The sequence below is a fragment of the Pseudomonas sivasensis genome, assembly GCF_013778505.1.
In the GTDB taxonomy this organism is placed as follows: domain Bacteria; phylum Pseudomonadota; class Gammaproteobacteria; order Pseudomonadales; family Pseudomonadaceae; genus Aquipseudomonas; species Aquipseudomonas sivasensis.
On sequence record NZ_JAAOWU010000022.1, the window covers coordinates 1 to 20,722 of the forward strand.

A 20,722-nucleotide genomic window follows, 5' to 3' on the forward strand; every position below is an offset into this window, starting at 1 on the left:
GGATTAAGGGGATAGGGGAGATTTTCTCATGGCGCAACCTCCTTTATTGATGGAGTCGCCATGCATCGCTCCTAAACGAAAGAAGTGGCGACCGTACGCGGGTTGCCAGACCAATAATCAACGAGCCCGGCGAATCCGAAAATGCCCCACGCACAGCGGCCACAAGGCGTATTTTCCAACACCTCCATTGCGTGGAAAGGTCTACCGGCCAGCCCTTTCTTCCCTTAGACAGTCACCCGGTGGTGATTCGGCCCCAGTCCATAGGCAGCGCGTAAATATTGTCAGGGGGCATCACTTGTTGGCTCGGTTGACGGAAGTGACATCACGGATGGTTCGTCCGCCTATGTCCGAAACGGCCGCGATTCAATAAGTCGGAGTCGGAGGCAACCGACGGGTGAGATTTAGACCGGGATCCATTAAGAAGGCCGCGCAGCCCTCACTCTCATACCAACTGCAAGGCGTTTGTCCGGTTAGGTATGGATGATGAGCGAACCGGTCGCTTTCTATTTACTCGGGGGTACAAAACGACGGCATGTTGACTGACGTTCTTATCCGTCAGGTCGCCGGGGATGTCTTCCGAGGCTTCGAGCCACAACGCCGGGACCACGTCACCGTTGGTGCTTCATACGAAATCATATTCACGGGTCCAATCGAAGGTGATTTGGGGGGCTGGCACCGTTTTGTATGGGCCAAAGAGCCAGTTCAGAGAGAACGTTGCTTTGGGACGGGTATGGCACCGTCTGATAGGCGTAAAAGATCTACGGGTTTGTGGAATTGTTGTGGAGGGTTAACGGGGGAAAGGCGTAGCTGTGTTCACCGGTACCCGTATGGATCGAATGATCTGTGGGAAATTGAACGCTGCAGCTTGCGGAGTGGGTATTGGGTGGGTGTCGCAAGTGCTGTAATGCTTGAACTCAGTGGATTTCAGGCACAAAAAAAGACGTCCGTGGACGTCTTTAGATGATGAAGTGGTGGGCCGGGGTAATTTGAAACGGTAATTTATCCTATTGATTATTATCGTTAATATTAGTTTTGTATTTTGATTGGAATACCAATTGGAATACCTCACGAAATAGCATTCCATTGACCCTCGCTTGTATTCGATCTGAAAACCTTGCTTCGCATCCATGATAAGCAGTGATCTTCTTACAGCGGTCGGGACAACAGGTAGCAATCGATCCGAGTCGGAAGGTGGCGACAGGCAGAAACCGGCCGATTCTGTTGAAAAAGTCGGCCATGGTTTGCGCATCAGAAAAGTACGCGTCCGAGATTGAAATCTTTACTTTTGGCAGGGGCTTCCGGATTCGGACTTCACGTAGCCGCGTGCAAAAAAGGCGTTTTCACCAGTCAATGATCAGGCAGTTTGGGCAGACCGACTTTTCCAACAGAATCGGCCAAAAGCTGTCAGTCAGAGGTGCAAGATTTGGGTTCTAGCCCACCTATTTTTTGACAGGCAAGCCACCGTTAGCTGCGCGGGTTTGTGTCAGCCAAAAAAACTTGGACGGAGCGACATCATATTGCTATCTTTCGTCAAGATTTAAGTTCAGAGTAAAAACGTAATGTTGGAATTGGTCTCATCGGCAGAACACGTCAGCATGCAATTAGCTCTTTGGAATGGAGCCAATGTATAAAGCAAATCAATGGAATGTTGCCCGTGACGAATATCAATCTCATCTATCCTGAGTCATCTCCGGCCAAGCTTTGGGTAGATATCAACCGCCCTTTATCGCTTGCTCTTCAAGCTGAATTGATTCATAGAGGGTACGAGTTGCGGCAGGTGGACGCGGGCCTTCAGGCGCTTTGTTCAGAAAAATCGAACATTCCTACGTTCAATGAGCTTTTGACGCAACTGTTGGATGACGAAGTTACTCGTAGGAAAATTCCACTAAATACATTAGTGCGGCTGGATATGTTTATGGAGGCCTCTGAATGAACGCTAACTTCGTTGTGGGAAGCCTGCTGCCATTCGGTTTTCATCGGCTCGACGATCAGTCCGTTGTAGCCGTTAGTGCTGCAGGTGACCATGCCTTTTTGACGCAACAGGAATTGTCGGCTCTAGTCCAAGCACCTGAAAAATTAGAGTTCAAAAAGCGCGCGGAACTACAATCTAAGTATTTTTTGACCGGAAAAAGTTCTTTCGGAACTCTAGAGCTATTACGATCACGAATAGCGGCCCGGAAAGAAACTGTATTGGCAGGTCAGTCTTTGCACATAATTGTGCCTACCCTTCAATGCGAACATTCTTGTCAATACTGCCAAGTCAGCAGACGTCTTGAAGATGTGGGTCATTCAATGACCCCAATTCAGATTGATGCTGCTTGCGCGACTATTTTTCAAAGTCAGGCCAATGCTCTGACAATTGAGTTTCAAGGTGGCGACCCGCTGCTCCGTTTCGATCTTATTCAACGAGCAATTGATCTTATTCAAAAGATGAATCTGGAACACAAGCGCCGTATTCGTTTCGTGGTTGCATCAACGTTGCACCAATTAACCTCTGGAATGTGTGAGTACTTTAGAAATAATCAGGTCTACCTCTCAACGAGCCTTGACGGCCCGGCGACGTTGCACAATAAAAACCGCCCATTACCATCGCGTGATTCGCATGCCCGGACTTTGGCAGGAATCGAACTGGCACGGCGTATCATGGGGCCACACGCGGTTGCAGCATTGATGACCACAACTAAAGCCTCTCTTGCGTACCCTGAGGCCATTGTGGATGAGTATGTAAAAAATGGATTCACCGAAATTTTCATACGACCGTTAAGCTTGTATGGATTTGCCAAACGCAACATCAAGCATTTGGGATACACCCTTCCAGAGTTCACAAACTTCTATCAGAAAGCTTTGCATCGTGTCTTAGAATGGAACGCCAGAGGTACTGAGTTGCGTGAAGGTACCGCCGCACTAATTTTTAACAAACTTTTATCACCCTTCGATGCGGGTTACGTCGATTTGCAAAGCCCGACAGGGTCTGGCCTTGCTGTTCTGGTCTACAACTACGATGGTTATGTCTATCCAAGCGACGAGGCACGGATGCTCGCCGAAACGGGAGATTGTTCTTTGCGTTTAGGTTCTATTGGTGAGTCCCTTGCACAGTTAATGACTTCTCCTGTCATGAGGCAGCTGATAGAAACAAGTATTTCTACTCAAGCAGTGGGCTGTGAAATTTGCGCGTTCAATAGTTTTTGCGGGCCTGATCCAGTGGGGGCGCAAGCTGAGTTTGGTGACATGAGGACTGTTGCTTTGCTTACTGAACACTGCAAACGATATAAATGGCTCTTCGAATACTTTTTTCGTAAGTTACGAACTGCCGACGACGATTTTCTCGATATTGCCTATCGCTGGGCTCACCCCGCTGGATATTCTGATGCGTAAGGTCCGTGTACGAACGCATGGCGTTGGATATCGAACAGTAGCTAGAGTCATTTCGCTCGAGAATTTGAGCGCGCAGTGGCGACCCGAATTGAGATTTTTAGTGAGGGCCGCAGATGCGGAGGGGATCACCAAAGTTGCGCAACTGCGTAGTGCTGGGCTAACCAACCTAATTTTACTGACACCTAATCTCCATGCCGCAGGCCAATGGCAGGCAGAGACTGTGGTTGAAACCGGCGGCATTCTGATGGACGAAGACGTAGTAGCCGTCGCCGACCACATGAATCACGCGCATGTCCTATTTCGGTATACAGACCAGCACCACACTGTTTTCCTCACCAATCGGTGCAATAGCTATTGCCTAATGTGCTCGCAGCCCCCGACAAAACATGACGATAGCTGGTTGGTGAACGAGGCGGTAGAAGTCGCCAATCATATAGCTAGCTCTCCGCATACATTGGGATTTTCCGGAGGAGAGCCTTTGTTGCTGGGTGAGCATCTGCGTCTAGTGCTTGATACCTTTGCTCATCAACATCCTAGCACTCGGTACGACGTGTTGAGCAACGGCAGGCTGTTAGCTGATCCGATCTATGCTGAGCACATGTTAAAGGGGTTGAGTGAGCGCGTGACATGGATGGTGCCGCTCTATGGGCATGCTGACTTTCTACATGACTTTGTCGTGCAGAGTCCGGGGGCATTTGAGGAGACACTGGCTGGTCTATTGAATCTTCGTCGATTTGGGCAAGCCGTTCAGTTGAGAATTGTGCTGATTCGCCCTGTTTTGGAAAACCTTGCAGCGCTTTGCGAATTCATTGGTCGTAATTTGCCTTTCGTCCGTGAGGTCGCATTAATGGCATGTGAACCCATTGGCTTTGCTTTGGCAAACCCTGAACTGACCGACATTGACCTTCGAGACTGGAGCACGGAGCTCAGTCACGGCTTCAGGACACTGAAGCGAGCGAAGGTACCTGCCATTTTGATGAATGCCCCACTCTGCGCTCTGCCACAAACTCTGTGGCCGTATGCACACAAAAGCATCTCCGATTGGAAACGTACGTTTGCTGAGGACTGTGCTACGTGCAGAGTGAAAACAGAGTGTGCAGGCCTTTTCTCATGGCATCACCCAGGTAAACATTCGATGAAAATCCAAAAAATTGAAGGGATTATCAATGTCTAAATTCATCACGTCGCTGTCAGCATTCATTGCCGGAACTTCTTTGGTGAACACGGATGTGCAAGCCCTGGAGCAGGGGCTGAAGAACCCTTTCGGCAGCAGACTCGATCCGGTCAGCTTGCGTCCGCTTAACATGCCCGGCGATAACCTATACGCAGCCCATCGATCCCACTCGTCACATTCCTCGCATTCATCTCACAGTTCAGGAAGCGGTTCCTACTCTGCTCCAAGCCGGACTTACACGGCTCCAAGTAAGACTTATTCCCCCCCTAGTCCTGCCTATTCAGCACCAAAAACACCTTACTCGAGCAACTTTGGAACGAGCGGTTCGAACAGTCTTGGTGGTTCCACCGGTAGCCGCAATCCTGTAGACGCAGGAAGGCCTTCGACAGTCAGCCCCATCAGCTCAGATTTCGATCCTAATAATAAAAAACTCATGGAGCTAATTCGGCGCGTACAGATGGGTTTGATTATCAAAGGTTATGAACCTGGCACCATAGACGGCGTGATGGGCGAGCAAACTCGTTTGGCACTGAAATTATTCCAGTCTCATAACAGCTTGCCTGCAGATGGCATGATGGGTACGCAAACACTGAACGCCTTAGGCGTGATTGTTCCCAAATGAATCATAAGGTCTATAGATATATTCGATTTTGGGCTCCCGTGATATCCGTGATCGGACTGGGCTTCATTGTCTTCCATGATTATGTTCGACCGCTTATTGCCGAATATAGTCACGGTGATGAGTACAAGCGACTCGCTTTAGAGTGCGACCTGGCAATGCATGAGGAAGCTGCGCTACGGGGATTGATCGGAAATGATCCACAGTCCGAACGTCTCAGGTTAAGTGCAGACGTTGGGATGATGGTCTGTCACGACTACGACATACTTCGTAAACAGCTATTAATTCAGGGTCTATCAGAAGACCAACTGGCGATGTTAGGCCTGGAGGTACTTGAAGTAGAACAAATCACGGTACAGCAGATGGTCGATGCTCATCGCATGGATAGATTTTAATATGAGGAAGTCGATTCTTACGTATTTTATTTTCCTCTCCTGGATTAGCCATCTGCAGGCGTCGCAACTTAACCATGAAGATCAACTTCTGAGGAAAGTGCTCACTGCCTATCGTGTTGAGCCCATGACTACCAGGCCGTTGTTCATGGGGCCGAAGGAAAAGTTAGGGCAGATGCTGTTTTTTGATCCCGTCATGGGGGGGCCAAACAACACGACTTGCGCGACTTGTCACGTCCGTAGCAAAGGCAGTGTTGACGGGTTGCCTATGGCTGTGGGTATCGGCTCAAGCGGAGTGGGAGAGCAAAGGCTTCAATCTCCAGAAGCTTTTGTCATACCCAGAAATGTGCTCCCGTTTTTTAATCGTGGAGAAAGCGATTTTACCGCTCTATTTTGGGATGGACGAGTACAGTTGGGTGAAAATGGGAATTTTGAATCGCCTATGGGTAATAAACTGCCAAAGGGATTCGAAAATCTACTTGCCGTCGCAGCAAGCTTTCCCCAAGTTGAACCTGATGAGATGCTGGGCCGATCTGTACGCCGCGGAGGTGAGAACCAAGCCACCTACCATGCGGATCTAGTCGATATGACAGTCGACCCTGACAACTTTCAAGAGCGGACATTGAATGTTTATAGTAATTTGGTTAAACGTTTGTTAGGCACTTCGGCCGCCTCGACCCCTATGCAATCAGAATATAGAAAACTCTTCCAATCAGCTTATCCGGCTACAAGCGAGTTTGATATTACTCATATTGGCAATGCCTTGGCAGCTTACATTTCCTTGGCGTTTCAGCTTAAGCCAGCAGCTTGGGATAGCTATGTAAGAGGAGAAATCTCCGCTTTATCCCAGCAGCAAAAAAAAGGAGCGATGATTTTCTTCGGGAAAGGGCGCTGTGCGGTTTGTCATACAGGTGAGGAGTTCTCGGATTTTAAATATCACGGACTTGCCGTGCCGCAACTCGACGTTGGCAAACACGGAGGTTATTTAGATTATGGAAGGGCAAAAGCGACGGGGTTGGCCATAGATCGCTTTCAATTTCGCACTCCACCGCTACGTAATGTTACGCGCACTGGGCCATGGGGGCACAACGGTGTATTCACATCCTTGGAAGAAGTCATTAGTCATCACTTCAACCCCATTCCATTAATGTTTGCCGCGCAGAAAGGCCGACCTCGCGAAGCGGAACTCGCGGGGCGGCTGCTGAGGTACCGCTCCCCCATCCTTGCCGAGATCTACCCGATGGCGCCAAACGACGTGGGGGCAGTCGTCGCGTTTCTAGAGGCACTGCAATCAGATCCTATTTTGTCAACTGATGAAGCTCTGCCTAAATCAGTCCCCTCAGGGATGAATCAGTTCATTGTTGAATGAATCGCACTGCGCAGAACCGAAAACGTCATCGTCCAGGGGACTTTCAGGAAGCGTTTGAGGCCGGTTTTCTGCTGCGTTTGCAGCAGACGCTGCTCAACCTTCGTGAAGCTGCTGTATCCCGATCAACAAGTTTCGATGCTTGAGACTTTGCTTTTCCCGCCAAACCCTCTGATCAAGCGATCTTTGATCGCGCCGATCGGAGGGTTCACTCGCTTTTTGTCGAAGGCACTTCGTTCCATCCTTCCATTTCAAATTTGATTAGCGTCACTCCTCTTTTACCCATCAGTAATTGCCCTCAATCTCTGTCAAGTGCAACGCAGTTTCAGCATTAGAACCGAGCTTGTCGTAGAACTATGTCTAGAGATGTGGCGACTCCGGCGACAGCGGCGACAACCCATGCAGCACGGGGCCTGGAGCGTGGCGACAAAAGTGGCGACAGTCGCCACTTTTTGCACGCTTTGGCCGTGACGCTTGACCGTCTTTTCGAGTGGGTATAAAAATTGGTGCACGGACCGCTGTTGTTGACAGCACCAGCCCAGGTAGCCAGAACCTTTAAGGCTACGCCACTTGCGTGGTGGTTCTCCCGAAGTGCGATTAGCGTCCGGCGGCTCGCACGGTCACTCCCCAAGAGTGATGGATGCCCACTCGACTGATCTGCCCTCTGCGGCAGACGATGAACCTTCCTCGCTGCGCTGCAGCAACCTCACCTTTCGGCACACTTCGTTGCGCCAGACTGCGCCCGTCTCTTTCTGCTGGAAAGAGACGGGCGCTCGTACCACTGCTGCAAACCACGCCGTACAAGGCATTGCCGCAACTCTCCTCGTGACAATCGGCCTGACAAATCTGATTCGTCGCCATCCGCATCGATACAGGCACCGGTGCCGCAGCCTTTGGAAGGGCTGCACCTGACTGACAGTCAGGCATGCCCCAGGTGTCCATGTCGTTGCCTTCTCCTGCTCAGGATCTCCAGGTGCCGAACTCGTCAGTGTCGGCACAGCCTCCACCCGCCCGCATCTTCGGATGCGACTAAGGAGGCCAGATTCATGGGTTCATGCCCTCGCTCCCGGTCGTAAGGAGCCGTGTGTTCCGCGTCAGTGAACACCTCACAGGCCGCAGGGGCCTTGATCCCTGATAACACTCAACAGCCGTGGCGGGACTACGTGAGGACAACCAGCAATTACCGAGGAGAGGGCCCATGCAGCAGTTAGATCCGAAGCTTGAACTACCACGACCGCCTCGACCGCTGATTGAGTCAAACCCCGTGGCCGAGCCTTATCCGGTCCAGGCACTGGGTGGAATTTTTGGGCCTGCGGTTGAGCGCATGGCCGAGGTCATCGGCGTGCCCCAGGCACTGGCCGCACAATCGGTCTTGGCTGCCTCGGCGCTAGCCACTCAAGGTCATGCGGGCTTGCAACTCGATGGACGAAATTACCCCCTGTCGCTGTTCCTGATTACAGTGGCCGCGTCAGGTGATCGCAAGACCGCGGCAGATCGTTTTGCATTGCTGCCAGCACGGCAATGGGAGCGTGAGCAGTGGCAGCGCTACCGTGAACAACTCGCCCGGTACCGTGTCGCGCAGCGGCAGGCGCAGCGTATCAACCCTGGCTATCCCGACCCCACAAACGGCGTACCGCTTGAAGCGGAGCCCTCTGCACCTAGGCTGATCACCACGGATCCGACTATCGAGGCCCTGATCAAGGGACTCTGCCATGACTTGCCGAGCATGGGCCTGTTCTGTGACGAGGGGGGACAATTCCTCGGTAGCAGCACCATGAGTCGAGATAACCGTTTGAAAGCGGTTACGACCTTGTCGTCACTCTGGGACGGCAGTCCGATAGATCGCGCGCGGTCCATGGTGGGTGAAAGCTTGCGAGCTTACGATCGACGCTTAAGCCTGCACCTGATGCTGCAACCGTATCTAGCCATGCAGTTACTCAGTGACCCGTTGCTGCTGGGGCAAGGCATTCTCGGTCGCTGCCTCATGACCTGGCCCACCAGCCTGGCCGGACAACGCAGTTACCAGGCTGTCGACTTGTCCAAAGACCCCGCCCTAAAGCGATATCACCACCGTCTTTCGGCCCTGTTTCATCAGCCTTGGTCGCTTTCCGCTGACGGTGCCTTGCGGCTGTCACCGCTGAGCCTCAGTCCACTGGCTCGTCGTCGCTGGATTGATCTGCATGATGCCATCGAGGCCCAGTTGGGTGAGTTTGGCGAGTTGGCCAGCGTACGGCCTAGCGGATCGAAGGCCGCCGACGACCTGCTGCGCGTCGCCGGCAATCTGGCAGTCGTGGAGGAGAGCAGCGTCGTGGAGGTCGATCATATCCAACGGGCCTCGGCCTTAGTCGGCTATTACCTCTCCGAGATCCAGCGCCTGACCGAACAGGAACCGGTGTGCCGGGTAAAAGAGGAGGCAGACCGGCTGCTGCGCTGGCTGCAGGTCAAAGATTGGAAGCGCTTCAGTATTCGGGAGCTGAATCGCAATGGTCCCCGATTTGCCCGTAAGAGCAGTCGTCATGCCGCCAAGCTGTTGGTCGAGTTGATTGATCATCAGTGGCTGAGCACCGACGGTTGTACCTTCGAGGTGCGCCATGTTCAATCTTGATGAAGCGCTGCGCAACCACCTGGCTCAGCGCCAAAAGGAGCCGAAAGCGCGGTTTGTCGCCGCGACTGTCGCCACTTTGTCGCCACGCTCAAAGCCAGGCAGGACAAGGGTTGTCGCCGGTGTCGCCGGTGTCGCCGGTGTCGCCACCACCCATAAAGCTATCACCTCGCCGACAGCCATCATCCAATGGTTGAAAGAGGAGGGCGCGCATCTCTACGTCTCCGATAACAGGCTGTGTTTTCGTCCGACGGATTGGGCCCAGCTCGCCATCGTGAGTGCGTACTGGCAAGCCCTTTTGCATGATCTCGCTGCAGTCGATCAGGAACAGAAAAATGGCTCGGGTCGGTAAGCGAGCGGGACGTAATTTTGGCTTCGGTCGCCAGCTCAGCTATGCCGGACCGCAAGCACTGAGAGATCTGTTTGGCGACGGCCATTTTGCTACCGTCAAAGCCCATAGCGATCGCTGGCAGGCATTCGTGCGTTGGTGTCGATCCGAGGAAGGGCCAAGGCTCAATGACGCGCGACAGATCGACCGCGAGATCCTTATGCGGTACGCCTTCCATTTGCGCGAGCAGGTTGATCAGGGCAACGTCGGCATCGCCACCGCACAGAACCGCCTGTCCAGCGTGAACCGAACGATGGCCGCGCTGCGCGGTGATCAGTACGTCAAAATCCCCAGTCCGAGCAAGGCGCTTGGCTTGCAGCGCTCAGGTGTGCGTAGTGAGGCCCCGCAAGGCCAAGACCGTGTCCAGGTCGAGTTGATCACACAGGCGTTGTCAGAGCGAGGCCAGCAATCGAGGGTGAGTGCCATTGTGCTCCTTGCTCGGGAGACCGGCATGCGCCTGCGTGAAGCGATCTTGGCGGACTTGCCCCGGCTGCAACGTGAGGCTCGGCTACTGGGCAAGATCAATATCCAGGACGGCACCAAAGGCGGTCGATCAGGCGCATCTGCACCGCGTTGGATTGCGGTCACGGATCAAGTTCGTGGCGCCCTCGACAGGGCCAGCGAGGCTTCACCCAAGGGCAGTCGGAATCTGTTAACACCTGATGAAAGCTACAAAGATTTCTTACAGACAATCGTGCGACCGGCACGGGACATCCTGCATGAGCATGGATTGAAAGGCTTTCATGAACTGCGGGCGGCTTACGCCTGTGAGCGCTATGAGCAACTGACCGGCTTCTCCGCGCCCATCAATGGCGGTCGTGGTCATCGAGACGATCGAGCACTCGATCAGCGTGCACGCCAGCAGATCAGCCACGAGTTGGGGCATAACCGCATCGACGTGGTGAGTGCCTACATCGGAGGTCGTTGATGAAGTCCGAGTTCGATATGGCGTTGTTTCTGAGTCCCGTGCTCAAAGGTGCGCATGCCACGCGGCAGCGGCATATCAGGCAGGCAGAAAGGATGCACAAGGCGATTCGTGAGCGCTGGAGTTGTGCGACCCCCTGGTCCTGGAAGGAAAAGCACACCAGATGGTTTTTAGAGCACTATCTGCGTTGCTCAGCACCAGCGACCGTCTATTACTATGAGTTAACAGTAGGGCTGATCCGCCGCAGAAAGGCGCAACTCGTGGTTGTCTGATAGACGCTTTTAAGCGTGAGCCCCTGAGTATGGGAATGCGGAGCCTTCCCATACTCAGGGGCTTGGCCGAAGAAGCGCAGGCATGCGGCAGATTTAGCGACAGTCGCCACTTCAGTCGCCCTGCTGCACGACACGGATTGTCGCCGGCTCAGCGTATCGGCACGACGTTACGGTCCCTGGTTTGATTGATGGCGGATGCCGACAGGCTGCCGGTGGCTGCCTTCTGGATATGTTCACTCCACCAGGCCATCATCGGACGCCGGCGTTCGATGTAATCCGCCCGGTTGTAGGCGCTTCGAACTTCGTCTTTATCGACATGCGCCAGCGCGACTTCGATCAGCTCCGGATCCCATCCATGTTCGTTCAGGATTGTGCTGGCCATGGAGCGCATTCCGTGGCTGACCAAGCGGTCCTGAAAACCCATTCGTTTCAACGCCATGTTGGCTGTTTGGCTATTCGCGTGGGTGCGCGGGTTTCTATCTGACGGGAACACATATTCCCTGTGGGCGCTATGGGGCTTAAGCGTCTCCAATAACGAGAGTGCATGTTCGGTCAGCGGGATTGTGTGCGGACGACGCTTTTTCATTCGCTCCGGAGGGATGGTCCAGAGGCGTTTGTCGAAGTCGATATCTGCCCATCGGGTGGTCGCCGCTTCGGAGGGGCGGGTCATGGTGTGCAGCTGCCATTCGATCAGGCAGCGGGTCGTCCGCTTGATGCTGGCGTTCGCGATTTCCATCATGAGCTCGGGAAGCTCATCAGCTGGTAGCGCGGCCATGTTCTCTTTTTTGGGTTTCTTGAAGACCGCTCGAATGCCGCTGAGAGGGTTGGCAAAGATCATTCCGGAATTGACCCCGTAGGTCATGATCTCGTTAAGGCGCTGGCTTACCCGCTTCACGGTCTCGAGGCTACCTTTGGCCTCAATCGGCCGAAGGAGCTTGATGACCATCGGGGCATTCACTTCTGATAGCGGCGTTGATTTCATGCTCGGAAATACATGCAGCGTGAGTGAGCGCCAGATGTCTTCGGCATACGCCGGGGTGACGGAATCCTTCTTCAATTCGAACCACGCGGTGGCTACGTTCTCGAACGTATGTTCCGTTTCCGCTCGTTTGGCTTCCTGCAGTTCATTACGCTGAGCTTTGGGGTCGATGCCCTGTGCAAGCAGCTCTCTAGCCTCAACGGTTTTCTTTCTGGCTTGCGCAAGAGAAACCTCGGGATAAGAGCCGAGTGCCATGTTGATTCGATTCTTGGTGACGGGATGCCGGTAGTTGAAATTCCACTGCATCGAGCGATTGACTCTGACACGGAGCTGAAGCCCGTCGCCATCGGTGAGGACGTAATCCTTGTCTCTCGGTTTGATCGCCTTGAGCTGGCGGTCGGAGAGGCGGGTGGTTTGAGCGCACATGAGAAGTACTCCATGACACTTTTTGGTATTCCCAAGATTAGCCCTGGGTAGCCGGGAATACCATTGGGAATACCAAATCGCCTGGAACTCTAAAAACCTCGAAAGCCCCCAATAGCCCTGAAACCCCCGTATTCACTGGATTTCAGGCACAAAAAAAGACGTCCGTGGACGTCTTTAGATGATGAAGTGGTGGAGCCGGGGGGATTTGAACCCCCGTCCGCCAGTACTCCGCTGTCGGTACTACATGCTTAGCCGTGTCTATTAAGTTAACCCTCAGCGACCCGACTGGCAGGGTGCTTTGGGCGAGTTGTGTAAGTTTTAGCCGCTTCGTCCACAACGTACTGCACGGCGATTCTGTTCTATATGACAATCACTTTGGGTTTACAGACATCCCCTGGTGATTGCTGGACCCGAAGGTACCAGAAGCTCAGGTCTAAGGCTGCTTACGCAGCGATAGCGAATTCCTGGCCGTAGTTTTCGTCATTGGCAACTATAAGTAGTTGCAACAGTGGATTTACGAGTTCTGTTACCAACTCGGCATGCACCTAAAGTTTCGCGACCGGCGTCGAATCCTAAACGGCCCCGTGCTTGTAACTCGTTGTTTCATAGTGAGTGACAAGCCTGTGCAGTGTACGCCATACGGTCACCGAAGGCCAACCCGAAGGTTGGCCTTACTGCTTACTTGCCGCCTTTGTTGCTGTTTTGCAGGTCTTGCAGGGTTTTGTTGGTGACTTCGATGCACTGCTTATCATCGCCAGACGCGTGAAATGCCTTGGCTTGGGAGACAACCGTGTCTATTTCCCCACTCTTGCCGGTGGTGTCGGTGGCGAGTGTCGCTTTGGCGTTGTTAATTTTGTCTATATTGATCTGGCACAGGTCTTTTTCACTGTCGGCCGCGAAGACCGGGGACGCCAGCATCGCAGCGGTAACGAACAAGCCAGCAAGAGCGGAACGCTTCATAGGGTATCTCCTTGCGCAAAGGGCTCGACGCTGCTGGCCTTCAAGCGCTGCCAGCGACATCACTGATTGGCCTCGTTCGTCGAGGCCTATTCAAGTGACTACGCTGGCGTGCAGGGGTTCTGTTTTTTTTGCAGGATTATTGGGCGCGGGCCTGGGTGACGCGGTCCACGAGGTACACCAGCCCGTGATAATCAATGCCGCCATGCTGGCTCAAGCCGATTTCGCAGGTGCGGCTGGTGGAGATGCCTTCGCTGCAATATTGCACGGCATCCTTGAGGGTGCGCAGTGAGTGGGCATTGAGTTCTGGCGTGGTGAAGCCTTTGTCGCCGGCAAACCCGCAGCAGTGGATGCCTTCTGGAATCACGACGGTTTTGGCGCAGCGACGGGCTAGGTCGATCAGCGCCTGGCTTTCTCCCAGGTGTTGGGTACTGCAGGTGACGTGTACGGCGATCGGTGCTTCCTGCGGCATGAAATCAAGGCGGTCCATCAGGTGCGTGCGGATAAAGCGTACTGGGTCGTAGAGGTCCAGGCGGGTTTCGCCCAGGTCTTGCACCAGACGTAGGGTGCACGGGCTGGTGTCGCAATAGATCGGATCGAGGCCGCCGCGGCTGGCATGGAGCAGGGCGCCGATCAACTCCTGGCGCTTGTGCTCTGCCTGTTCGGCATAGCCTTTGGAAGCGAACGGCTGGCCGCAGCACAGGCTGTCTTGGTTGTCGGGAAAGACGACCTGGTAGCCAGCCTTTTCCAGCAGGCCCCGGGTTTTGTCGTACAGCGACATCTGCTCTTTATCGCCGGACGCGGGGCCCATGGCGCGTGAGACGCACGCCGCCAGGTAGACCACTCGAGGCCGCTCATCCGTCACAGCCGGGCTGAAACGAATCGCCTTTTCCGGCCGTGGCATAGCGCTGCTCCACTGCGGAATTTGTCCCTTGGACAGCTTGGTCACGGTGGCAGACAGCTTCGCCAGGCGAGGAGCGCCGAGCAGCATGCGAGCACCATTGGCGACATGCAGGGTAAAGCGCGCACCTTGCAGTGCGGTGGCGAAATGGGTGGCGAGCCATTCGGCTGTTTTCGTACGGTCGGCGTCACGACTGCGCAGCTTTTTCACCAAGTCGCCGGTATTGATTCCCACAGGGCAGCGCTGGGCGCATAGCCCGGTGGCTGCGCAGGTGTCGATGCCTTGGTAGTGGTAGGCGGCTTCCAGTTCGGTGGTGTCGACGCCGGCGCGTTTCTTCGCCTGAATGTCGCGCCAGATCACGATGCGCTGGCGTGGGCTCAACGTCAGGCCTTTTGAGGGGCACACAGGCTCGCAGAAGCCGCACTCGATGCACTTATCCACAAGCTCGTCGGCTGCAGGCAGTGGTTTGAGGTGCTTGAGGTGAATCTGCGGGTCGTTGCTGAGCACTACGTCGGGGTTGAGAATGCCGTTGGGGTCGAGCAGGCGCTTGAGCTGCCACATCAGTTGGTAGGCATCGCTGCCCCATTCCAACTCGACGAATGGCGCCATATTGCGTCCGGTACCATGCTCGGCTTTCAGTGAGCCGCCGAACTCGACGGCCACCAGTTGCGCCACGTCATCCATGAACGCTTGGTAGCGTGTGACTTCTTCGGCGCTGTTGAAGCCTTGGGTGAACACAAAGTGCAGATTGCCTTCCAGGGCGTGTCCGAAAAGGATGGCTTCGTCGTAGTGATGTTTGTCGAACAGTTCGATCAGACGGTTTACGCCGATGGCGAGTTGCTCGACGGGAAAGGTTACGTCTTCGATGATCACCGTGGTGCCGGTTTTGCGCACAGCGCCGACGGCAGGAAAGGTGTCCTTGCGAATCGCCCAGAGTCGGGCGTTTTCTACAGGGTCTTCGGTGAAATCGACCTGTTTCTCGACGGGGAAAACGGCCAGGGACGCCATGATCAGCGCCATTTGCTCATGCAGCAAAGAAGGTGATGCCGCTCGGGATTCGATGAGCAGCGCGCAGGCATTTTCCGACAGGTGTTGTACGAAGGCGGGCATGCCGGGTTTGTTCTGGACCGAACGCATGCTGCGTCGATCCAGCAGCTCTACGGCTGAGACCGGCTGGGTTTTCAACGCGGTTACTGCGTTGCAGCACGTCTCCACATTGGGGAACACAATCAATGCCGAGGCTTTGTTGGGATGATCGATCACGGTGTCGTAGGTCACTGCGCTTATAAAGCCCAGCGTCCCCTCGGAGCCGACCAGCAGATGGCTAAGAATATCCAGTGGTTCATCGAAATCCACCAGGGCATTGAGTGACAGTCCTGTGGTGTTTTTCAGACGATATTTGTGGCGGATTTTCGCGGCGAGTTCGGCGTTTGCCCGCGTCTCGCGACCCAGTGTCGCCAGGCGTTCAAGCAGCGCGCCGTGCCGCTCACGAAAGGCGCTGACGCTGGCCGCATCTTCGGTGTCCAGGCAACTGCCGTCGGCCAGCACCAGACGAATGCCAGCCAAGGTGTGATAGGTATTTTGCGCGGTGCCGCAGCACATGCCGCTGGCATTGTTGGCGACGATTCCGCCGATCTTGCAGGCATTGATCGATGCGGGATCCGGGCCGATCTTGCGCCCGAACGGCGCCAGCCAGGCGTTGGCCTGGGCACCGATTACGCCGGGTTGCAGGCGGATCTGAGTCCCGTGCCCGCGAATCTCGCGGCCGTTCCAATTGTCTCCCAGCACGATCAGTACGGAGTCGCTGATCGCTTGACCGGACAAACTGGTGCCGGCCGCGCGGAAGGTCACTGGCACGCGCTCACGCTGGGCCAGTTGCAGCAGAGCTACCACTTCACCTTCCGACTCCACGCGGATCACTAGTTGTGGGACCAATCTGTAAAAACTGGCGTCGGTGCCGAATGCGAGGGTGGAAAGTGGATCGTCGAAACGCCGATCTTTTGGGATCAGCTGTGCGACGTCAGCTAAGAAAGCGGCAGGCAGACTCATGGGGCCTCCAGGAACAGCACCCCCAGGGCGCCGTATTGACACGAATGCGCAATGCCGACGCCGAGGTTACCGCCCGGCGTCGGCTATTACCCTATTGCTTGTGGCTTTAGTGCACCAGCATGCCGGTAAACCAGTAGGCCTGAGCCAGCGTGATCAGCCCGACGATTGTGGCGAAGAAGAGGCTGTGCTTGAGGGTGAAGCGGAACAGATCGGATTCCTTGCCCACCAGGCCGGTTGCGGCGCAGGCCACTGCGATCGATTGCGGCGAGATCATTTTGCCGGTGACGCCGCCGCTGGTGTTCGCGGCTACCAATAGGGTGTCGTTGACGCCGATCTGGTGCGCTGTAGTGGCTTGCAGCGAGCTGAACAGGGCGTTGGACGAAGTGTCGGAGCCCGTCAGGAAAACGCCCAGCCAGCCAAGGAACGGCGAGAAGAACGGGAAGGCTGCACCGGTACCAGCCAATACCAGCGCCATGGTCGACGACATGCCGGAGTAGTTGGTGACGAAGGCAAAGGCCAACACCATGCCGATCGACAAGATTGGCCAGCGCAGTTCGTAGAACGTCTCTTTTAAAGTGGTAAGACCAATCTTGATGTTGATCTTCAGTACTAGCATCGAAATCAGTGCGGAGAAGAAAATCGCGGTACCAGTGGCTGAAATTGGGTCCAGCTTGAATACCGCTGGAATGGCAGTCGGGTTGGTCACGATGGGTGCGACCTTGACCACCAGTTGGTCCAGGTGTGGGATCGCGAAGTTGAATACCCAGCTGTACATAGAGCCGCCGGCGGCGAACATCGCCTTGAACGGTTTGAGCGTCCAGATAGTGACCAGCACGGTGAGGATCAGGAATGGCGACCAAGCCTTGAAGATCTGCCCCAGGCTATAAGGCGAGGCGACGGTGCTGCGTGGCAAGCCGAAGCCGCCAACACTGGCGGTAATGGCTACGCCGGAGGTTGCGCCCGCAATCTGCGCGCCTGCGGTGCGCTTGGGTTGCCAGACTTTCAGGAACAGGGTCAGGGAAATCAGGCTGGCCAAAGCCGAGGTGATGTCCGGCAGTTCCGGGCCGATGAAGTTGGACGTGAAGTATTGAGTGATGGCAAAGCTCAAGCCAGCGACCAGCGCAGCCGGCCAGGTTTCGCGCACACCGCGCAGGCCATCCATCATAAATACCAGCCAGAACGGCACGAACAGCGACAACAGGGGCAGCTGGCGTCCGGTCATGGCGCCGATCTTGAAGGCATCGATACCGGTCACTTGCCCGGCAACGATGATCGGAATCCCCAGGGCGCCAAAGGCAACGGGCGCGGTGTTGGCAATCAGGCACAAGCCGGCTGCGTACAGCGGGTTGAACCCCAGGCCTACCAGCAATGCGGCGGTAATTGCCACGGGGGCACCGAAACCGGCAGCGCCTTCCAGGAACGCGCCAAAGCAGAAACCGATCAGCAGCACCTGTAAGCGTTGGTCATCGGTGATCGACAGCACCGAGCTGCGGATGATCTCGAACTGGCCACTCTTGACCGTTAGTTTGTAGAGAAACACCGCCGCGACAATGATCCAGGCAATAGGCCAAAGACCGTAGGCGAAGCCGTAGCCAGCAGCGGCCAGCGCCATATCTACTGGCATCTGGAAGGCAAAGATTGCCACCAGTATCGACAGCGCCAACGTGATGCTGCCGGCCACGTGGCCTTTGAGGCGAAACACGGCCAGGGCCAGGAAGAAAAATACGATCGGAATAACGGCGGCCAATGCGGACAGGCCGAGGCTGCCGAGCGGGCTGTAAAGCTGTTGCCAGGTTTGCATATGGGGTGGCCCCTAATTGTTGTTGGTCAGGCACTTTTTAGTCGATCTGGATAATTGGTATTACCAATTTACAATCGCTGGAGGGTAGGTTAAAAGCCTTCAGGGGATGTGTCAATTTGCCGCTCGCGAAACTTTGGTCGTAGGTCATTGGGTAAGACCATCTGATCGGTTGAATCGAAGCTGTTCTGATAGGTGCTGGAAGGGCGGCGATAGGCCAGAATAGAGGGCCCGGCGAGTGGTCGGGATGGTGGAGAGTGAGTTATGGGGTTTGATCAGGTGCGTCAGCGCCGTTTGTCTGACGATATTGTCGAGCAGCTTGAGGGGATGATCCTTGAGGGCACGCTGAAGTCGGGTGAGCGCTTGCCGGCTGAGCGCGCTTTGGCTGAGCGGTTTGGCGTGTCGCGTCCGTCGCTGCGGGAGGCCATTCAGAAACTGGCGGCCAAGGGGTTGTTGGTGAGTCGGCAGGGCGGAGGCAATTATGTTGCCGAGTCACTGGGCTCGACGTTCAGTGATCCGTTGCTACACCTGTTGGAAAACAACCCCGAGGCGCAGCGTGACCTGCTGGAGTTCCGCCAGACCCTCGAAGCATCCTGTGCTTATTACGCTGCGTTGCGTGCCACCGAGGTCGATCGCGAGCGGCTGACCGCTGCATTCGAGGCGCTGCAGGATTGCTATGGCCGCGTTGATGAAGTGAGTCGGGTCGAGGAGGGTGCTGCGGATGCAAGATTTCATCTGGCCATTGCGGAGGCCAGTCATAACGCCGTGTTGCTGCACACCATTCGCGGCCTGTTCGACCTGCTCAAGCGTAACGTGGTGACCAATATTGGCGGCATGTATCAGCAGCGTACGGAAACTCGCGACATGCTGATCAGTCAGCATCGGGAGTTGTACCTGGCAATTATTGAGGGGCGGGCAGAGCAGGCGCGAGAAGTCTCAACGCGTCATTTGGAATACGTGCAGGAAGTGTTGGCGGAAGTGCGTCAGGAGGTTCAGCGCGTGGCGCGAGCGGAGCGTCGTAAAGGGATGTAGCCGGGGGATTTATTCCGAGGCTACATCGTCACAAGGGTTACTCTTCCTTGCCCTTGTTGCGCACAGCGCGATGCAGTTCCCGGTTGGAATCGCGTTCGCGCTCGGTATCACGCTTGTCGTATTCCTTCTTGCCCTTGCCCAGTGCGATCTCGCACTTGACCAGATGCTTGCTCCAGTACCAGGACAGGCAGATGCAGGCGTAGCCTTTCTGCTGCACGGCAGCGGCGAGCTTTTCCAGTTCGCGTGCGTTGAGCAATAGTTTGCGCGTGCGCACCGGGTCGGCAATTACGTGGGTGCTCGCAGTGGTCAGCGGGGTGATATGACTGCCCAGCAGCCATGCCTCGCCATCCTTGAGCAATACGTAGCTGTCGACCAGTTGCAGCTTGCTGGCACGCAGACTTTTTACTTCCCAGCCGGCCAGGACCAGACCAGCCTCGAACCGATGTTCGATGAAGTAATCGTGTCGCGCCTTTTTATTTTGCGCGATGGTCCCTGTGGGGTGTTTCTTTTGTTTAGCCATAGGGGCGGCATTATAGGGAGTTGCGAGCGTGTCGGCTACGGTCAACCTACGTGCTTGAGCGTGTTGGTCGAATCCCGGACAATGCTGGCAGTTCTTTGGTTTTTTTCTCTCGCGGAACGAGCTGTTCTTTCGCGATGTTTGCCGCTCAGCTGTGGAAATAACGCGCACATGACGACGCATATTCAACGTTCGGCCCTGCTGCCCTATCCGGCGCAGGCGCTCTATGACCTGGTCAACGACGTGGCGCGTTACCCGGAATTCCTGCCTTGGTGTTCAACGGCTGAGGTGCTTGAAAGCACTGATGAGCACATGGTCGCCAGTGTCGGTGTGGCGAAAGGTGGGTTGGGCCAGCACTTTGTCACGCGCAATGTGTTGGTGCCGGGCAAGTCCATTGAAATGAATCTGCAGGAAGGCCCCTTTACCCAGTTACACGGTATCTGGGTATTCAAGGCGCTGACCGACAAGGCCTGCAAGATCAGCTTGGACCTGTCGTTTGATTACGCTGGCCCGCTTGTGCGGGCGACATTGGGGCCATTGTTCAATCAGGCGGCCAATACGCTGGTAGATGCGTTCTGTCAGCGGGCCAAGCAACTGCATGGTTGAGATTGAGGTGGTATACGCTGCCCTAGATCAGCAGGTCTTGCTGGCGGTAACGGTGGCTTCGGGTACCAGTCTGCGAGGGGCGGTGCAGGCGTCAGGAATTGCAGTGCGGTTTCCCGAGTTGGATCTGGCTGATTGTCCTTTGGGGATATTCGGTAAGGTTGTCGCCGACGCTGAAGCGCGCGTTGTGCAATCGGGTGATCGCATTGAGATCTATCGCCCTTTGCTCGTCGACCCTAAAGAGGTGCGAAGGCTGCGTGCCGCCAAGGCGGCGTTGATCAAGCAGCAGAACTCATAAGATTGCTAATCATCAGGCAACAAAAAGCCCGGCGTGCCGGGCTTTTTTG

The 20,722-nt window shown here is 55.2% G+C and carries 18 protein-coding genes and 1 other RNA gene; 13 read left to right on the forward strand and 6 right to left on the reverse strand.

The features are described 5' to 3' along the window. Positions 1-1,654: 1,654 nt before the first annotated feature. The 10 genes from G9Q84_RS25585 (at position 1,655) to G9Q84_RS25635 (ending at position 11,113) form a co-directional block, all read left to right on the forward strand. Positions 1,655-1,933, forward strand: coding sequence for a hypothetical protein (locus G9Q84_RS25585; protein ID WP_141234448.1), 279 nt, complete (start codon positions 1,655-1,657; stop codon positions 1,931-1,933). Then, a complete protein-coding gene (gene hxsB / locus G9Q84_RS25590) occupies positions 1,930-3,375 on the forward strand; it encodes a His-Xaa-Ser system radical SAM maturase HxsB (protein WP_095145087.1) in 1,446 nt (481 codons plus the stop codon). The genes G9Q84_RS25585 and hxsB overlap by 4 nt, the downstream gene beginning before the upstream one ends. Further along, positions 3,368-4,549, forward strand: a complete 1,182-nt coding sequence (gene hxsC, locus G9Q84_RS25595) for a His-Xaa-Ser system radical SAM maturase HxsC (RefSeq protein ID WP_095145086.1) — start codon at positions 3,368-3,370, stop codon at positions 4,547-4,549. The genes hxsB and hxsC overlap by 8 nt, the downstream gene beginning before the upstream one ends. After that, on the forward strand, positions 4,542-5,171 hold the full coding sequence (hxsA, locus tag G9Q84_RS25600) for a His-Xaa-Ser repeat protein HxsA (protein WP_095145085.1): 630 nt from the start codon (positions 4,542-4,544) through the stop codon (positions 5,169-5,171). The genes hxsC and hxsA overlap by 8 nt, the downstream gene beginning before the upstream one ends. Beyond that, entirely contained in the window at positions 5,168-5,563 is a 396-nt protein-coding gene (locus G9Q84_RS25605) for a TIGR03982 family His-Xaa-Ser system protein (RefSeq protein ID WP_095145084.1), read from the forward strand. Before hxsA ends, G9Q84_RS25605 begins: the two co-directional genes overlap by 4 nt. Beyond that, a complete protein-coding gene (locus tag G9Q84_RS25610) occupies positions 5,538-6,929 on the forward strand; it encodes a His-Xaa-Ser system-associated MauG-like protein (RefSeq protein ID WP_242461483.1) in 1,392 nt (463 codons plus the stop codon). The genes G9Q84_RS25605 and G9Q84_RS25610 overlap by 26 nt, the downstream gene beginning before the upstream one ends. A 1,195-nt stretch (positions 6,930-8,124) precedes the next feature. Beyond that, positions 8,125-9,531, forward strand: a complete 1,407-nt coding sequence (locus G9Q84_RS25620) for a YfjI family protein (protein ID WP_181644290.1) — start codon at positions 8,125-8,127, stop codon at positions 9,529-9,531. Beyond that, entirely contained in the window at positions 9,518-9,880 is a 363-nt protein-coding gene (locus G9Q84_RS25625; RefSeq protein WP_181644291.1) for a hypothetical protein, read from the forward strand. The genes G9Q84_RS25620 and G9Q84_RS25625 overlap by 14 nt, the downstream gene beginning before the upstream one ends. Then, entirely contained in the window at positions 9,864-10,844 is a 981-nt protein-coding gene (locus tag G9Q84_RS25630) for an integrase domain-containing protein (RefSeq protein ID WP_181644292.1), read from the forward strand. The genes G9Q84_RS25625 and G9Q84_RS25630 overlap by 17 nt, the downstream gene beginning before the upstream one ends. Then, positions 10,844-11,113 carry a hypothetical protein gene (locus G9Q84_RS25635; RefSeq protein WP_181644293.1) on the forward strand — a complete coding sequence of 90 codons (270 nt, stop codon included), beginning with the start codon at positions 10,844-10,846 and terminating at the stop codon, positions 11,111-11,113. Before G9Q84_RS25630 ends, G9Q84_RS25635 begins: the two co-directional genes overlap by 1 nt. Before the next feature lie 148 nt (positions 11,114-11,261). Here G9Q84_RS25635 and G9Q84_RS25640 read toward each other — a convergent pair whose 3' ends face one another. From G9Q84_RS25640 to G9Q84_RS25660, 5 genes are all read right to left on the reverse strand, one after another. Further along, positions 11,262-12,518, reverse strand: a complete 1,257-nt coding sequence (locus G9Q84_RS25640) for an integrase domain-containing protein (protein ID WP_073452177.1) — start codon at positions 12,516-12,518, stop codon at positions 11,262-11,264. Positions 12,519-12,705: 187 nt separating this feature from the next. Continuing rightward, positions 12,706-13,102, reverse strand: a transfer-messenger RNA (tmRNA) gene (ssrA, locus tag G9Q84_RS25645). A 94-nt stretch (positions 13,103-13,196) separates the two neighbouring features. Beyond that, positions 13,197-13,478 carry a hypothetical protein gene (locus G9Q84_RS25650; RefSeq protein ID WP_032884699.1) on the reverse strand — a complete coding sequence of 94 codons (282 nt, stop codon included), beginning with the start codon at positions 13,476-13,478 and terminating at the stop codon, positions 13,197-13,199. Positions 13,479-13,614: 136 nt separating this feature from the next. Next, on the reverse strand, positions 13,615-16,425 hold the full coding sequence (locus G9Q84_RS25655) for an FAD-binding and (Fe-S)-binding domain-containing protein (protein WP_181644294.1): 2,811 nt from the start codon (positions 16,423-16,425) through the stop codon (positions 13,615-13,617). A gap of 106 nt (positions 16,426-16,531) precedes the next feature. Beyond that, a complete protein-coding gene (locus G9Q84_RS25660) occupies positions 16,532-18,226 on the reverse strand; it encodes a lactate permease LctP family transporter (RefSeq protein ID WP_032884701.1) in 1,695 nt (564 codons plus the stop codon). 261 nt (positions 18,227-18,487) lie between these two features. Here G9Q84_RS25660 and G9Q84_RS25665 point away from each other — a divergent pair, with 261 nt between their 5' ends. Next, positions 18,488-19,255 carry an FCD domain-containing protein gene (locus tag G9Q84_RS25665; protein WP_032884703.1) on the forward strand — a complete coding sequence of 256 codons (768 nt, stop codon included), beginning with the start codon at positions 18,488-18,490 and terminating at the stop codon, positions 19,253-19,255. 37 nt (positions 19,256-19,292) lie between these two features. On the opposite strand, the gene smpB is transcribed toward G9Q84_RS25665, so the two are convergent. After that, positions 19,293-19,775 carry an SsrA-binding protein SmpB gene (smpB, locus tag G9Q84_RS25670; protein ID WP_003176160.1) on the reverse strand — a complete coding sequence of 161 codons (483 nt, stop codon included), beginning with the start codon at positions 19,773-19,775 and terminating at the stop codon, positions 19,293-19,295. A 168-nt stretch (positions 19,776-19,943) separates the two neighbouring features. On the opposite strand from smpB, the gene G9Q84_RS25675 reads away from it, so the two are divergent. Both G9Q84_RS25675 and G9Q84_RS25680 read left to right on the forward strand, forming a co-directional pair. Beyond that, positions 19,944-20,378 carry a type II toxin-antitoxin system RatA family toxin gene (locus G9Q84_RS25675; protein ID WP_032884705.1) on the forward strand — a complete coding sequence of 145 codons (435 nt, stop codon included), beginning with the start codon at positions 19,944-19,946 and terminating at the stop codon, positions 20,376-20,378. Next, entirely contained in the window at positions 20,371-20,673 is a 303-nt protein-coding gene (locus tag G9Q84_RS25680; protein ID WP_032884706.1) for an RnfH family protein, read from the forward strand. The genes G9Q84_RS25675 and G9Q84_RS25680 overlap by 8 nt, the downstream gene beginning before the upstream one ends. The last annotated feature ends 49 nt before the right edge of the window (positions 20,674-20,722 follow it).